Source organism: Paenibacillus polymyxa M1 (assembly GCF_000237325.1).
In the GTDB taxonomy this organism is placed as follows: Bacteria; Bacillota; Bacilli; order Paenibacillales; family Paenibacillaceae; genus Paenibacillus; species Paenibacillus polymyxa_C.
Genome location: NC_017542.1, coordinates 5,241,812 through 5,257,033, shown reverse-complemented (window position 1 = coordinate 5,257,033; position 15,222 = coordinate 5,241,812). Strand labels below are relative to the sequence as shown.

The following is a 15,222-nucleotide window of genomic DNA, read 5'->3' as shown; positions in this document are numbered from 1 at the left end:
TTTTTTCTATACTCAGGCTATAAAGTTATTTAATAAGTTAACTCTAGTCAATGTTCTGCTATATGGATATATGGAATAATCTATGTATATGGACATTACGTCCCATAAATGGTTCGATATGAAGATTTGGTCGGTAGAACGTATAGCAAAGCTGTATTACAACATTTGAAGATCCGAGCAATTCTGAATTTCGGACGGAGAGGAGAGTGTAATCAACCGAATACCTGGAGATTCGAGACGCTGTACCGGAACGATTAACTCGTTAGGAATCAGGAGCCTTAAAGCCTGATGGAGCGGCACTCGTATGGGGTGCTGCTCTTTTCAAATGTAAAGGAGGAAAGCGGTATGAGGGCGAAAAATAGTAGTAATCTTTTGTTCAAACGTTCCAAATGGCTGCCTGTCGTCATGGCATGCACAATGATAGTAGGAGGGGCTCTACCAGCTCCAACTGTAGTTCACGGTCAAACGGCAAAAACTATTACCATTAAAGTAGATACATCCAAGGATCGTAAGCCTATTAGTCCTTATATATACGGTACGAATCAGGATTTGGCAGGCGATGAAAATATGGCCGCCAGACGACTTGGTGGCAATCGAATGACCGGATACAACTGGGAAAACAATATGTCCAATGCAGGAAGTGACTGGCAGCAATCCAGCGATAACTTTTTATGTAATAACGGTGGCCTGACAGGATCAGAATGCGAAAAACCGGGAGCGGTGACGACTTCGTTTCATGATCAATCGCTGAAGCTAGGCGCTTATTCTTTAGTTACGTTGCCGATGGCCGGCTACGTGGCCAAGGATGGAAACGGCAGTGTGCAGGAAAGCGAAAAAGCCCCTTCCGCTCGTTGGAATCAGGTCGTAAACGCCAAAAATGCACCGTTTCAGCTACAGCCTGATCTGAATGACAATCGGGTCTATGCGGATGAGTTCGTCCATTTTTTAGTGAACAAGTATGGCGCTGCTTCAACAAAGACGGGTGTGAAAGGATATGCACTCGACAATGAACCTGCTCTCTGGTCGCATACGCATCCGCGTATTCATGGCGAAAAGGTTGGGGCGAAAGAGTTGGTAGACCGGTCAGTAAGCTTATCCAAAGCTGTGAAGGCGGTTGACGCGGGTGCAGAAATTTTTGGGCCGGTTCTTTACGGTTTTGGCGCTTATAAAGATCTCCAAACCGCACCTGATTGGGACTCTGTAAAAGGTAGCTATAGCTGGTTCGTGGACTATTACCTGGATCAAATGCGCCTCAGTTCGCAAGCCGAAGGCAAGAGATTGCTGGATGTTTTCGATGTGCACTGGTATCCCGAAGCGATGGGCGGAGGCATACGAATTACGAATGAGGTAGGCAATGACGAAACGAAGCAAGCCAGAATGCAGGCACCTCGTACTTTGTGGGACCCGACCTATAAGGAAGATAGCTGGATCGCCCAGTGGAACAGCGAATTTTTGCCTATACTGCCTCGATTGAAGCAGTCGGTGGATAAATATTATCCAGGAACCAAGCTGGCAATGACCGAGTATAGCTATGGCGGCGAAAATGATATTTCCGGCGGTATTGCGATGGCTGATGTGCTCGGGATTTTAGGCAAAAATGATGTCTATATGGCAAACTACTGGAAGTTACAGGATGGTGCCAACAACTACGTTAATGCCGCTTACAAGCTTTACCGCAATTATGACGGAAAAAGCTCTACTTTTGGTAACACCAGTGTTAGTGCGAAAACGTCGGATATTGTCAACAGCTCAGTGCATGCTTCCATAACAAATGCATCCGACAAGGAACTGCACCTCGTAGTCATGAATAAAAGCATGGACAGCGCATTCGACGCCCAATTTGATCTTTCTAGTGAGACGACTTATGGCTTCGGTAAAGTATGGGGCTTCGATAAAACTAGCTCGCAAATTAAAGAAGCAGCGCCAATCACGCAAATTTCAGGCAACCGTTTTACTTATACCGTACCGCCTTTGACGGCTTATCATATCGTGCTGACTGCCGGTAAAGATACGTCTGTGCCACCAGTGGAAAATCCTGAGGGCTTTAAGCTGAAAGCAGAGGCAGGCGATGGGCAAGTCCATTTGTCCTGGGACGCTTCCAACGGAGTTGTGGGCTACAGTGTACAGCGGGCAACGGATGAAAACGGCCCTTTTACTACTGTAGCAGCCAGCTTAATCGAAACGTCTTATACGGATACTAACTTAACGAACGGCTCTTCATACTATTACAAAGTAACCGCCAAGACAAATAAGGGAACGAGCGAATCTAACATTTTGAAAGCGGTTCCGAAGGTGTCTGTAAACGATCCGGTTCGCTATGAAGCTGAAGACGGCACGCTGAAGGGAACCATTGTAGAATCCAGTGGAACTGGCTACTCCGGTACTGGTTATGTAACGAATTTTCACAATGCAGGGGATTCTCTAACGATGACGATCCAGGCTCCCACGGCAGGTCTGTACAATCTTACAATCGGCTATCGTTCTCCTCATGATGACAAACGCACGAATTTCTCATTAAACGGCAAAGCGTTTGGAGAACTGGTGCTCGGGAAAACGGCTGATTTCAAAGAAACTTCCGGAGGCAAGCTTCTGTTGAATGCAGGCGCGAATACGATCGGTTTTGAAACAGGCTGGGGCTGGTACGATATCGACTATGTCAGGCTGGAGCCTGCTGCTGATCGCCCACCCCATGCGGTAACCAAAACGCTCACTAATCCGAATGCGACGGTAGAAGCAAAAGCATTGATGAACTACCTGGTTGATCAATACGGGAAGAATATGCTCTCTGGTCAAGAGGAAATGAACGAAATTGATTGGCTTCAAGCTAATGTAGGTAAAAAGCCGGCGATTGCAGCGCTTGATCTGATCGACTATTCGCCAAGCAGAGCGGAGCATGGTCTTAGTTCTACAGAGACGGAAAAGGCGATTGCATGGGATAAGCAAGGAGGCATCGTTACCTTTGCATGGCACTGGAACGCTCCGAAAGGTCTGATCGATACGCAGGGAAAAGAATGGTGGAGAGGCTTCTATGCCGATTCGACCACATTCGATATAGAATATGCGATGAGCCATCCAGAGTCCGAGGATTATAAATTACTTATTCGCGATATCGATGTGATCGCAGGGCAATTGAAGAAGCTGCAGGATGCGAAGGTTCCTGTCCTGTTCCGTCCTTTGCATGAAGCGGAAGGCAAATGGTTCTGGTGGGGCGCCAAAGGTCCTGAGCCTGTTAAAAAATTGTATATTTTGATGCATGATCGTTTGACGAATGTGCATAAATTGAACAATCTGATATGGGTATGGAATTCTGTTGCTCCAGACTGGTATCCTGGAGACGAATATGTGGATATTTTGAGCTTTGACTCTTATCCGCAAGCAGGTGATTACAGCCCTCAAATTGCAAAATACGAAGACCTTGTTACATTGGGCAAGGACAAAAAGTTAGTTGCCATGAGCGAAAACGGACCGATCCCGGACCCTGATCTAATGAAGGCATATCAAGCCCATTGGAGCTGGTTTGCTACATGGTATGGGGATTTCCTGAGAGACGGTAAACAAAACAGCCTTGAGCATCTGAAAATAGTGTATAATCATCCGAACGTTATTACGCTTGATGAGCTTCCAACGAACTTAAAAACGTATGGCATTACCGAACAGCCGTCAGTACCGGGCAGCTTCACGCTGAACGCCGCGGGCGAAACGGCGAAAGTATCGCTAAGCTGGACAGCATCGGCGAATGCAAAAAGCTATGAAGTGAAGCGTTCGACGGCTGAAAACGGCGCGTTCGCCACTGTAGTGAGTGATGTATATGGCAGTAGCTACACTGACACAGCTGTAACGGCAGACACGACGTACTACTACCAAGTCGTAGCGAAGAACGATGCAGGACAGACGCTGTCGAACACGGCTAGCGCAGCGCCAAAAGTGGATACTCAGCAGCCAACAACAGGACTGCTGCTCCAGTATCGCACAGCGGATACCAAGGTGAACGACAATCACCTGAATCCGCACTTCCAAATTGTAAACCAAGGCACAACCCCCGTACCGCTCAACGAGTTGAAGATTCGTTACTACTACACGATCGACGGTGACCGTGAGCAGACTTTCAACTGTGACTATGCGGCGCTGAGCTGCTCGAAGCTGAACGGTAAACTGGTTAAAATGGAGAAGGCTGCAACCAGTGCCGATTATTATTTGGAAGTCAGCTTCAACTCGGACGCAGGCGTGTTAGCACCTGGAGGAAGCACGGGCGAAATCCAAACCCGTATTCATAAAACAGACTGGTCGAATTACAACGAAAGTGACGATTACTCGTACAAAGGCACACAAACCTCATATGCCGATCATATGAAAGCTACCTTGTACCATAATGGCGTACTTGTTTGGGGAACTGAACCGACAGCTAATTAAATGATATAAATACAATCGCTGAAATGAGCAGGGGGATTTAGTATCCTATCTGCTCATTTTTTATACGAGAAAACTCATATATGATTATTTTGTAAAAAATGAAATGATATGTTTATTTCTATTATTTTTGTAACACATCAAGAATTAGAATGGAATTAATTAGAAGAAGGAGATGAAAGAAATGAAATAACTCGTATTTTGGTGATGTCTACTGGCTAGAATTGCTTGGAAGTCTAATGTTTAATCAGTACAAATACTTAAAGAGGAGAAATGACAAATGAAAAGAGCGATCTTAGCACTATCAATTTCTGCGTTAGCTTTATCTTTAGGGGGAGTAGCCTCCGCTTCACCAGTAAGTTCAACGGCATCAGCTGTAACCCCAGCAAAAGTTACGGTAACTTTTGAACTTGCAAAAGGAGAAAAAGCGCCCATTACAAAGCAGGATACTCCTCCACTTCGTTTAGGAATAGGTAGCACGTATAAAATGGATGGTTATAACTGGATGATTTTGTATGGAAGTGATGTTGTCGAACTTCATGGAAATAAAGCTAAGATGATTGGCTATGGTACAGCTCAGGTTGAAGCCTTTAAATCTAATGGAGACAAACTTGGAGTTTATACTTTTAAGGTTGAAAGATAGTATTTATATGCAGTGAAGGAGGTGAAATACGCTTCACTTCCTTCACTTATTTTTATTATCATGGATTAATCGGGTAAGTAATCTCCAGATCAGGGAAATACTCTATTTTCGGATTTCCATCTTTGTCTAGTTCAAATTTACTCTTATCATCCTTGTTAAAGATATTTTTGTAGACCTTTATAGTAATTGCTTTGGGGAGAGAGGTGAAAGGTTCAAAACGTGAATCACTTATCAGAACGTTTCCATCCGTAGCACTCCAACCGTTGTTGCTTATAAAATTTAGTTGCTTTCCTTTGTCATCGTAAATTTCATAACTCAAAAAAGGAAGTGACGAAGAAATTTTTAAATTGTCAGGTAGCTTTATGCGAGTTGTGATGCTGGTTGTAATCGGCGTGAGCTCAATCTTTTCCAGAGTATAGTCGATGTTTTGGAACTTTCGTTTAAGAGATGGCGTAAAAGTCAGGTTATTTTTTGTGTTTTTTTCCACTGCAATTTCTATTTTGAAGGGCTGCTTGATACCAGAGACAGGCATGGAAATTGTTAAATCAAACTTATCTGGGAAAGATTTACCCCCTTGGTTGCGTAAATCTGAAAACTGTATAATTGTTGAGTTTTTATTTTTTCCAGGTATCATATATGGGTCAATAGAGTTAGTAGTGTTTGCAGGCGCATAAGAAGAGTTGATTTCTTTTCCATTAATAAAAAATATTAAGTCATCAAGTAATAAGGGTAATTCAGTGTTTAAAAATCTTTTGTCAGTGGTTTGTCGTTCTAAGGCAATGGATACACGTGTTCCATCAAACATGACCTCTGGTACGCTGAGAGTCAGGCCATCGTGAGTATCACTAAGATTTGGCTTTGATACTAGCCCTTTTTCGTCTGCTGTTTGTAAACCAAGATCACCAGCAAGCTGGAATATAGAATCTATACCTGGAATTTGTTTCAAGGACGAAGCCATTGTTGGTGAAATAAATCCAGTACTAACGACAAGTGCAAACGCTACTACAAGTGCAGCGGAGGTCCCGAAAAAGGTATTGCGAACTCCTTTTGAACGAGAGCTAGATTGCTTATAGCTCTTATTACTATAGCGTTCCATGGTTCTATCAATTAAATCCACTTGGAAAGGGGTATTTCGAATAAGCTTTTGTAAGTGCTCAATTTCTTTATCTTCCGGGTTTAAATGAGTGCTCAATTTGTTTTCCTCCCTTTTCATTGTAGTTGATTAGCTTTTTACGGAGTCGCTCATACCTTTTTCGGATCGTGGACGATTTTAGCCCCATAATTGTAGCAATCTCTTCGTAGTTGTAATCCTCAAGCGAACGTAATAATAAAATCTGGCGATCTTTTAATGTTAGCTGATCCAGTAACTCGTGGATTAAATTTGTATATTCGTGTATTGGCTGTTGCTTTAGGTTCAGTTTGTACTGAATGAAGGATTTGAATGTTCTAGCGTTTCTTTTTAATAAGTCAGTACAGTGGTTTTGAGCGATTTTGTAAAGCCAAGCTGAAAAAGAGACGGTAGGTACAAAATGATGTATATGTTCTAGCCCTCTAATGAATATTTCTTGAGCAGCATCTTCCGCTTCTTCCCGATTTTTAAGTAAATAGTAGCAGTATAAAAAGATCTGTTGTTGATAGCGCCGTATGATATGTGTGTATGCTTGTTTGTCGCCTGCTTGGACCTGCTCTATGACAAGATTGATATCTGTGTTTTGATTATCAGTATTTAGTTTTTCCATTAACGTCCCTCCCTTCTGCCTATATAACTGAAAAAGATATGCATTTGTGACATTCAAATAAAAAAACTTGAAGTTTGCTTTTAATGCTTCTCCACATGCACCTCATTCAACTTTTCAATTATCACGGAATTCGTAAAAAAAAGGCTGCTTTCTAAGGCATCATAAAATAAAATGACTTTATAGACCATATATTTCACTATTTTAATTATTTTGTAATGAAATGAATTTCTTACGAGCGAAATCACATGTTAAGTATGACTTACGATTATATCTGCACTATATTGAGGGGGATTGAAATGGAACACACACCTACGATCCGCTCGACGATAGAGACCGAACTAAAGCAAAGGGGATATACATTTAGCAGCTTTAGTAAAATATCTGGTATTAATCGTGGTACATTTAGCACCATGCTGAACAGTAACCCACCCAAGCCGATCTCCGTTCGGCAGATGGACTTGATTACTAAGGCATTAGGATATCCAGAAGGCTGGCTGTATGAGCTGTACATAGATGAATGCTTTCACGAGGGGAAAGGGCACTGGAAACGGATCAAACCTTTTTTATTGCGTTGTGTAGAGTTGGGGAGGAAGGAGTGTATTCAAAGGGTATTGTCGAGACTAACGGAGGACTTGTCCTATGTGTCGACAGTATTTGAGTTTGCAGAAGAATTGCATGAAGGTGGGAGGGAAAACGAAGCTGTCCCTTTTTACGAGTGTGTGATAGAAAACGAAAGATATTACTGCTCGGAGCGGTTGGCTATTAGTCAATACAGATTGTTTTGTAACTCTCTGAATACTGACTTGGATAATAATCGTCAAGCAGCTATAAAGTTTGCTCCGTTTCGAAGAAATCTTCCCTATAATTACCAATTAGATGCATTATTAAAATTGGCTAATGCCTATTTTCAACTTGATGATTGTGAGACGGTTATACAGTATGCTGAAGAACTAAGAGTACTAGCTACGAATATCTATCAACAGCAGGTCAGAGAAAAATTGAAGAGTCGTGAAGTTAAGCCACTAAACACAGAAAGGCGTCTAATCGTGTATTATGGTCAATCCTTTTTATTGAAAGGAAATGCCTACGAGAAACAAGGGTTATATCAAAAGGCCCTGGATTTTATTCCTTATTACGCAGAGTTAACTGGTTTTGAAGGGCTTGACGATATAGGGAGGATAGAGGCAGAAAAATTTAAAATGTGGGCGAAAGCAAACAAGTTAAGTCTCGAAATTCTAATGGGGAAAATGGATAGTTTGCCAGCCTATGTTGAGCTTCTTAGAAATAACCCGCAAGAGATATTACACGGGCTATTGACTATTGTTGAGTCAGCTAATGCCTACAATTATCCAATAGATGAAATCTTAATTCTCTTTGCCGAAAAAATTGATAAATTCAGAGAATTAAATACCAATATTTCTTACTATCATACGAATTATAATCTGATCACTTATTCTCGTTTTTTTCTTGAGCTTAGTCGCTATTATTTTAATAAAGAAGCTTATTTGAAAGCCATGGATGCTATGTTGAAAAGCTTCAAAGCATCTTCTCAATTGAATGATAAAGCCTACTATATCAAGTCTATTACATTATTATTTGAAAAGTATAAAGATCATTCTACGAACGTACAACGGGAGGAATATGAAAAATTACTTGAAGAAGTACAGCATAATGTAAACCAGATGATTCCTTAAACCACAAAAAAGACTAGGTACTTTTTACTTATTAAGTAGAAAAGTACCTAGTCTTTTTTATTCTTCGTAGAATATATAACAAATTTTAAAAAATATTAAACTCATCTCTTGTCTTTGGAATCATCGGAGTTATCTTTAAGAAGCTCACTCTCTGTAATCAGTTCCTTTAAAATGCGATAAGCTTTATTTTGCTCTGCTTCACTCTCTTGTGAAAAAATATAAATGCTTTCCCCATATCTAGGGCTGACTTTAGAGTTCTTCATATGGATTGGGGTCAAAAAATGCAAAAACGTTTGTATTGAGTGCCGCGGCTATTTTCTCCAAATTTTTAATTTGTACATTGATCTCACCACGCTCTAACTTGCCGATATAGGAACCTGTTGAATCAGATGTTTCTGCTAACAACACATGGTTTTTAGGATTGGTGGATTATTATACACATTAAATTCCATAATATATTGAAATGGTGTAGAATAAAGGATTGACCTCCATCCAATTTATTCATATAATTTCTAGTATATTGTAATTGATTGTCGAGGAGGGTGATTTTTTTAAAAATCATCTGAATAAGTCGGGGGTGTTTTTATTGGAAAATACAACCACAATTCGTTCGGAAATTGAGAGAGAATTAAAACTTGGTGGCTACACTTTTAATAGTTTTGGACAAGCTACAGGACTTAACCGAGGCATTTTTAGTGCTATGCTTAACGGAAATCCACCTAAACCTATCTCCGTACGACAAATGGACTTGATTACTAAAGCGCTTAATTATCCGGAGGGCTGGCTATATGACCTATATGTTGATGAATGTTTTTATGATGGAAGACCTCATTGGAAAAGAGTTAAGCCGTTCCTTATACGCTGTGTAGAAGTAGGAAACCTGAGGTGTGTGGAGAAAGTACTATCCCGATTAATGGAGGATCTTAACCATATTCCAACAATCTTTGCTTTGGCAGAGGAGTTATATGATGGAGGAAAGCTACAGGAGGCAATTCCTTTCTATGAGTGTGTAATTGAAAATGAAAAGTATCAGCACTCAGAACGTTTGGCGATCAGTCATTATAAATTATTTCGTGCAAAACTTGGTGAGAATACTGAAATAAATCTAAAGGCAGCTATTCAATTTGAGCCTTTTCGTTTTCGGTTGCCAGAGTGTCATCAATTAGACGGCTTATTGCACCTAACAAATATATATTCCTCGCTACATAAATGGCAAGAAACAATTACACATAGTGATGAGCTTTGGGAACAATCTAAAATTATATATGAAGAGGAAAATAAAAGAAGGGCTCGGAAAAACAGGAATTATGTACCGATAAAAACCGAACGACATTTAGTAGTTTATTATGGGCAAGGATTACTTATGAAAGCTTATGCCTTACAAAAAATTGGTGACTATGAGAAGGCGAAAAAAATTGTTGCTGAGTATGCCGATCTAAGTTGGTTTGAGGGTTTAGACACCGTTGGGAAAAGAGAAGTGGAAAAGTTTAAGGTATGGTCTATGGGGAACTCTTATACACTTGATTTACTGTTAGGAGATACATCTGTACTCCCTCAATATGTAAATTTATTAGAAAACAATAATGATGAGATATTACCAGGGCTTGTGAACATTTTAGAATCGGCTAACAGAAATTTCTTCACAGTTGACAGCATTTTAGATCAATTTATCAAGTTTATTGATACTTTTAGAAGTACTCAGGATGTAATATTTATGGATGATTATTATAATTTTAATTTTCAATTAGCCATTTATTATAGTCGAAACAAGAGACACAAGGATGCAATAAATGCTATTTTACAATGTATCCAGACATCATTCTTTCTTAAAAATGTGGAGAGTTTTGCTCAAAGTATGGTTTTCTTCGAAAATCTTAGAGCTTTATGTGACGAAATACAAATTGAGATTTATAAATCTATTATTAAGGGGGTGTGCAAAGATGAAGAAGGTTTTTCTTTCGCTTTTGCTTTCTCTAATAGTAGTCAGTAATATTGGGAATCTGTCCTATTTGCATAATATTACAATTGGCAATGGTTCACAGATTACAGTTTCAAGTCACGGTAGAGGTGGGTAAAATTTCAAAAAAATTCATTCTGCATCTAACTGAAACTAAGGGATTTTTCCAACTAAATGGACTCAACCAAAAAAACAGCCGTTCTTAGGCTGTTTTTTTGATGCATTCCGTTAAAGGGATGAAATGGGTTTTATTATATTTTTAACCTGTAGGGAAGGTATCAGCTTGTAAACTAATGTAAATACCACACCGAACAGGAGGTTTATTGATGTGAAATGGCAACAATTGGAGGAGTGCATCGAAGAAAAGCGAAAAGAATTAAATGATTTGGCGAAAGAGGTGGGATTGAAGGATCGACGGGTGTTGACCAAGTCTATGGAGTTGGATCGGCTCCTTAATAAGTACAGCGACTGGAAATATAGCTATCGTAGACAACAGAGCGTACTTCAAAGTTCACAGATCCAAGAGAAGCAACACGAGCTCGTCCTATCTTATTAACATCAAGCATCATGACAAGATAAAACCTAACTTCACCTTGGCTTCTAATACATAGTGAGATATAGCATAAACAAAATAATCTCTATTGCATCTTGTACGCCGCCCTTATCCACGTTGTTCGTACAGTTTATTGTTCTGCGTCTACATCAGAGCGGAAGCCACGTAACATGATGATACATCTTAAAAAAACCTCCCCATTCACGTTATTGCGTGAATGGGGAGGTTTTTGGGTTTTACTGCTGCAGCTGCCGCAGCACAGTGATTTCGACACGGCGGTTTTTTTGTCGTCCTGCTTCGGTGCTATTGTCACCAACCGGACGGGTATCTGCATAACCCGCATACTGGAAGCCTGATGGGGATAACTGCTCTCGGTCGATAAAGAACCGGAGTACAGACAGTGCCCGAGCGCCGGAAAGCTCCCAGTTGTCCTTGTAGGTCGACGAGTTAGAGGAACGCGTGAATGGAATGTTGTCCGTATGACCTTCAATGCTAATCGGTGTTTTTAAATCTCGAAATAGACTGGCTAATTTGGATAACGTGTTTGCAGAACCCTGCTTGAGTGCCGCTCTGCCTTGGTCGAATAGAAAGCGGTCATTCAGCGTAATGACAATGCCACGCGGTTGATCGGATACGAAAATCTGGTTTTGTAGCTTGTTGTCTGTAATATATTCCTGAATGACACCCATTAGGTTTTGCAGCTCTTTTTCTTGCTTGCGAAATGCTTGTTCACGCTCGGTGAGCTTGGTTGATCCCGCTTCTTTTTTATTAGAGGCCGGTTGCTTCGTCGCGGGTGGATTCTTGCTGGTATAACGATCGGCAGTCCCTGTAATGCCCGAGCCTTGTTCCAAAATAGAATCTCCCTTGTGGAACGTATCCTGGAGGGATTGAACAACGACGTCGTATTTCTTAGCATCCAGACTGCTCATGGCATACATCACGACGAAAAAAATGAGCAGTAGGGTGATCAGATCGGCATAGGTAATCATCCAACGATCTCGTTGGTCTCCGCCGCCACCTTGACGCCCACGGCGCTTAGCGCGCGCTCTCATGGAAGTCCTCCTTTGGAGTAGCGCTCTCTGTACGTGAGCGACGAGGTGGTTTGCGATCTATATTTTGCTCTGAGCGGATAAAGAACTCCAACTTCTTGCGTACAAGCTTAGGGTTCTCTCCGTTTTGGATAGCCAGGATACCTTGCAGCAGCAAATCCATCGTAATAATTTCACTTTCACTGGCTGCTCTTATTTTGGACGCGATGGGCAGAAAGATCAGATTGGCGCTAGCAACGCCGTATAATGTTGCGATAAAAGCTACAGCAATCGACGGTCCGAGCGCAGTAGGCTCGGTTAGGCTGCCAAGTACATGGATCAGACCCATGACCGTACCGATAATCCCCATCGTAGGGGCATAGCCGCCTGCCGATTCAAATATTTTGGCGTACCCTTCATGTTTGTGCCCAATAGCATCTAACTCTAGTTCTAAAATTTGCTTGATCTGTTCCTGTTCAGTGCCGTCAATGACTAGTTGAAGACCTTCCCGCAAAAATGCATTCGGATGCTCTGATGATATACGTTCTAGCGCAAGCACACCGGATCGGCGGGAGGTGGCTGCCATGGAAACCAAATCTTCTATATATTGCTCCGTTGGATTGTCCTCACGACTAAAAGCCATCCGCAGAGCGGTGGGTATAGTCTTCAGCTTGGAGGCAGGGTAGCTGATCACAACGGCGGCGAAAGTTCCGCCGAATACGATCAGAGCTGATGTACCTTGAAGCAGCCCTGTGAATTCTCCGCCTTCCCACAAGAAGCCACCGATTAATGCTATGATTCCGGCGATGATGCCCAATACGATGGTGATATCCAAAATTCAATTCACTCCTATTCAAGACTTATCGTTTGCATCCGCGGTAAGAAAGAGGTATAATACGGGAACAAACATTCTTATTCAACCATATTTCCCAAGTATCATTGCTCGGGAAATATCGACATAGAATTACAGGCAAAGACGTTAAAGCTCGATTGGTGTAAAAACATGATGTTTCCATTTTAGACGATAAGGGTGATGCAGGGCAATGAGTGATATCGTTGTTAGCGATAAGACTTTTGAAATTCAGTCGGAATTCCAACCTCAAGGCGATCAACCCCAGGCCATTTTTGAATTGGTAGAAGGAATTGCAGAAGGAAAGAAGCATCAAACTCTGTTGGGTGCTACGGGAACAGGTAAGACGTATACCATCGCTCAAACCATTGCCAAGCTGAATCGGCCTACACTGGTTATTGCGCATAACAAGACCTTGGCTGCTCAACTGGCAAGTGAGTTTAAAGAATTTTTCCCAAACAACTCAGTTGATTATTTTGTCAGCTACTATGATTACTACCAACCGGAAGCGTACATCCCTTCTTCCGATACGTATATTGAGAAGGATTCCAGCATCAATGAGGAGATTGATAAACTTCGCCACTCAGCCACAAGCTCTCTGTTTGAGCGTCGTGACGTTATTATTGTAGCGAGTGTCTCTTGCATTTATGGTTTGGGTTCCCCGAAAGAATATTCAAGCTTGCTGCTCTCGCTTAGAGTCGGCATGGAGAAACCCCGCAATCAGATTTTGTCCCGCCTGGTCGATATTCAATATCAGCGGAACGATATCAACTTCGTGCGGGGTACTTTCCGTGTACGGGGGGATGTTGTTGAGATATTCCCGGCTTCCCATGGAGAAAATGCAATACGGGTAGAATTGTTCGGAGATGAAATTGAACGAATTACTGAGATTAATGTGCTTACAGGTGAATTGATCGGTGAACGTGAACATATCGCTATTTTCCCGGCATCTCACTTTGTTACTCATGAGGATACGATGAGGGTAGCATTGGTTAACATTGAACGTGAGCTAGAAGAGCGGTTAGCAGAGCTGAAGGAACAAGGGAAGCTGTTAGAGGCGCAACGTTTGGAGCAACGTACCCGCTATGATATCGAGATGATGAGAGAGGTTGGCTTTTGTTCCGGTGTCGAAAACTACTCGGGTCCACTGACATTCCGCGAGCGCGGAGCGACACCATATACTCTTTTGGATTACTTTCCAGATGATATGCTGATCGTCATCGACGAATCTCATGTTACATTGCCGCAGATTCGTGCGATGTATAACGGGGACCAAGCGCGTAAAAATGTGCTGGTTGAGCATGGTTTCCGTTTGCCATCTGCCTTGGATAACCGTCCGCTGAAGTTCGAAGAGTTCGAGGACAAAGTGAATCAGATTATCTATGTATCGGCTACTCCAGGCCCGTATGAGATGGAAAAATGCGATACGATGGTGCAGCAGATTATCCGTCCCACCGGTCTCCTTGATCCTATTATTGAGGTGCGTCCGAGCAAAGGGCAGATTGACGATCTCATTAATGAGATACGGCAGCGCATAGAGCGTGAAGAACGGGTACTGGTCACCACACTCACGAAGAAAATGGCTGAGGATTTGACTGACTACTTAAAAGAAGTGGGCATCAAAGTTCGATATATGCACTCTGAGATTAAGACTTTGGAGCGGATGGCCATTTTGCGGGATCTTCGTCTGGGAACCTTCGATGTGCTGATCGGGATCAACCTGTTGCGGGAAGGTCTCGATTTGCCGGAAGTATCGCTGGTTGCGATTTTGGATGCGGACAAAGAAGGCTTCCTGCGTTCTGAGCGCTCTCTGATTCAGACGATCGGGCGGGCAGCACGGAATAGTGACGGACGTGTTATTATGTATGGCGATAAGATTACCGATTCTATGGATAAAGCGATCAAGGAGACGGAACGTCGCCGTGCGATTCAAATTCAATACAATGAAGAACATGGAATTACCCCGCAAACCATTCGTAAAAAGATTCGTGATGTCATTGAAGCAACCAAGACGGCAGAGTCCAAGAATGATTACCTTCCTAATGAGACGGGTAAACTTTCCAAGAAGGAGCGTCAATCCCTCATTCAGCGCCTAGAAGCAGAAATGAAGGACGCGGCCAAGAATCTACAATTCGAACGGGCCGCCGAGTTGCGTGATGCTTTGCTGGAGTTGCGGGCTGATTAAACATTGGGAATAAGCTATAAGCAAAACATATTGATAATAAAATGTTTGATTGCTTTTAAGAAATAGTGAGGACGGCCGATGTGGTCGTTCTCTTTGCGATATATCACTTCCATCGGATAATCCAATGCGATATAGGATGACGTGAATTACGGCTAAGGAGATGAAA

Annotated in this window: 11 protein-coding genes; 6 read left to right on the top strand and 5 right to left on the bottom strand. The window is 42.0% G+C overall.

Features of this window, described 5'->3' with window-relative positions; genetic code table 11:
• The first annotated feature begins 345 nt into the window (after nt 1-345).
• Nucleotides 346-4,410 carry a glycosyl hydrolase gene (locus PPM_RS23680; protein WP_043921464.1) on the top strand — a complete coding sequence of 1,355 codons (4,065 nt, stop codon included), beginning with the start codon at nt 346-348 and terminating at the stop codon, nt 4,408-4,410.
• Between the two features lie 277 nt (nt 4,411-4,687).
• Nucleotides 4,688-5,050 (top strand): hypothetical protein, encoded by a 363-nt coding sequence (locus tag PPM_RS23675; protein ID WP_016324781.1) that lies wholly within the window; start codon nt 4,688-4,690, stop codon nt 5,048-5,050.
• Nucleotides 5,051-5,108: 58 nt separating this feature from the next.
• On the opposite strand, the gene PPM_RS23670 is transcribed toward PPM_RS23675, so the two are convergent.
• Both PPM_RS23670 and PPM_RS23665 read right to left on the bottom strand, forming a co-directional pair.
• A complete protein-coding gene (locus PPM_RS23670; protein WP_016324780.1) occupies nt 5,109-6,242 on the bottom strand; it encodes a DUF4179 domain-containing protein in 1,134 nt (377 codons plus the stop codon).
• Entirely contained in the window at nt 6,214-6,789 is a 576-nt protein-coding gene (locus tag PPM_RS23665) for an RNA polymerase sigma factor (RefSeq protein ID WP_013373332.1), read from the bottom strand. The genes PPM_RS23670 and PPM_RS23665 overlap by 29 nt, the downstream gene beginning before the upstream one ends.
• A 296-nt stretch (nt 6,790-7,085) precedes the next feature.
• Here PPM_RS23665 and PPM_RS23660 point away from each other — a divergent pair, with 296 nt between their 5' ends.
• On the top strand, nt 7,086-8,483 hold the full coding sequence (locus PPM_RS23660; protein WP_016324779.1) for a helix-turn-helix domain-containing protein: 1,398 nt from the start codon (nt 7,086-7,088) through the stop codon (nt 8,481-8,483).
• Between the two features lie 249 nt (nt 8,484-8,732).
• Here the strand turns inward: PPM_RS23660 and PPM_RS30285 are convergent, their stop codons facing one another.
• A complete protein-coding gene (locus PPM_RS30285) occupies nt 8,733-8,891 on the bottom strand; it encodes a helix-turn-helix domain-containing protein (RefSeq protein WP_016324778.1) in 159 nt (52 codons plus the stop codon).
• Nucleotides 8,892-9,069: 178 nt separating this feature from the next.
• Here PPM_RS30285 and PPM_RS23650 point away from each other — a divergent pair, with 178 nt between their 5' ends.
• Both PPM_RS23650 and PPM_RS23645 read left to right on the top strand, forming a co-directional pair.
• On the top strand, nt 9,070-10,473 hold the full coding sequence (locus tag PPM_RS23650; protein ID WP_016324777.1) for a hypothetical protein: 1,404 nt from the start codon (nt 9,070-9,072) through the stop codon (nt 10,471-10,473).
• Between the two features lie 295 nt (nt 10,474-10,768).
• The gene (locus PPM_RS23645) at nt 10,769-10,996 is read left to right on the top strand and encodes an aspartyl-phosphate phosphatase Spo0E family protein (RefSeq protein WP_013373325.1); all 228 of its coding nucleotides are present in this window, start codon (nt 10,769-10,771) and stop codon (nt 10,994-10,996) included.
• A 233-nt stretch (nt 10,997-11,229) separates the two neighbouring features.
• Here the strand turns inward: PPM_RS23645 and PPM_RS23640 are convergent, their stop codons facing one another.
• Together PPM_RS23640 and PPM_RS23635 are read right to left on the bottom strand one after the other, a co-directional pair.
• On the bottom strand, nt 11,230-12,045 hold the full coding sequence (locus PPM_RS23640) for a flagellar motor protein MotB (RefSeq protein ID WP_013373324.1): 816 nt from the start codon (nt 12,043-12,045) through the stop codon (nt 11,230-11,232).
• Complete coding sequence (locus tag PPM_RS23635; RefSeq protein WP_016324776.1) at nt 12,029-12,856, bottom strand: flagellar motor protein; 828 nt, start codon at nt 12,854-12,856, stop codon at nt 12,029-12,031. Before PPM_RS23635 ends, PPM_RS23640 begins: the two co-directional genes overlap by 17 nt.
• 208 nt (nt 12,857-13,064) lie before the next feature.
• On the opposite strand from PPM_RS23635, the gene uvrB reads away from it, so the two are divergent.
• Nucleotides 13,065-15,056 carry an excinuclease ABC subunit UvrB gene (gene uvrB, locus PPM_RS23630; RefSeq protein WP_013373322.1) on the top strand — a complete coding sequence of 664 codons (1,992 nt, stop codon included), beginning with the start codon at nt 13,065-13,067 and terminating at the stop codon, nt 15,054-15,056.
• Nucleotides 15,057-15,222: the final 166 nt, after the last annotated feature.

Coding starts and splice junctions, on each gene's coding strand:
- PPM_RS23680 (WP_043921464.1), top strand. CDS start 346: ATGAGGGCGAAAAATAGTAGTAATCTTTTGTTCAAACGTTCCAAATGG.
- uvrB (WP_013373322.1), top strand. CDS start 13,065: ATGAGTGATATCGTTGTTAGCGATAAGACTTTTGAAATTCAGTCGGAA.
- PPM_RS23665 (WP_013373332.1), bottom strand. CDS start 6,789: ATGGAAAAACTAAATACTGATAATCAAAACACAGATATCAATCTTGTC.
- PPM_RS23675 (WP_016324781.1), top strand. CDS start 4,688: ATGAAAAGAGCGATCTTAGCACTATCAATTTCTGCGTTAGCTTTATCT.
- PPM_RS23640 (WP_013373324.1), bottom strand. CDS start 12,045: ATGAGAGCGCGCGCTAAGCGCCGTGGGCGTCAAGGTGGCGGCGGAGAC.
- PPM_RS23660 (WP_016324779.1), top strand. CDS start 7,086: ATGGAACACACACCTACGATCCGCTCGACGATAGAGACCGAACTAAAG.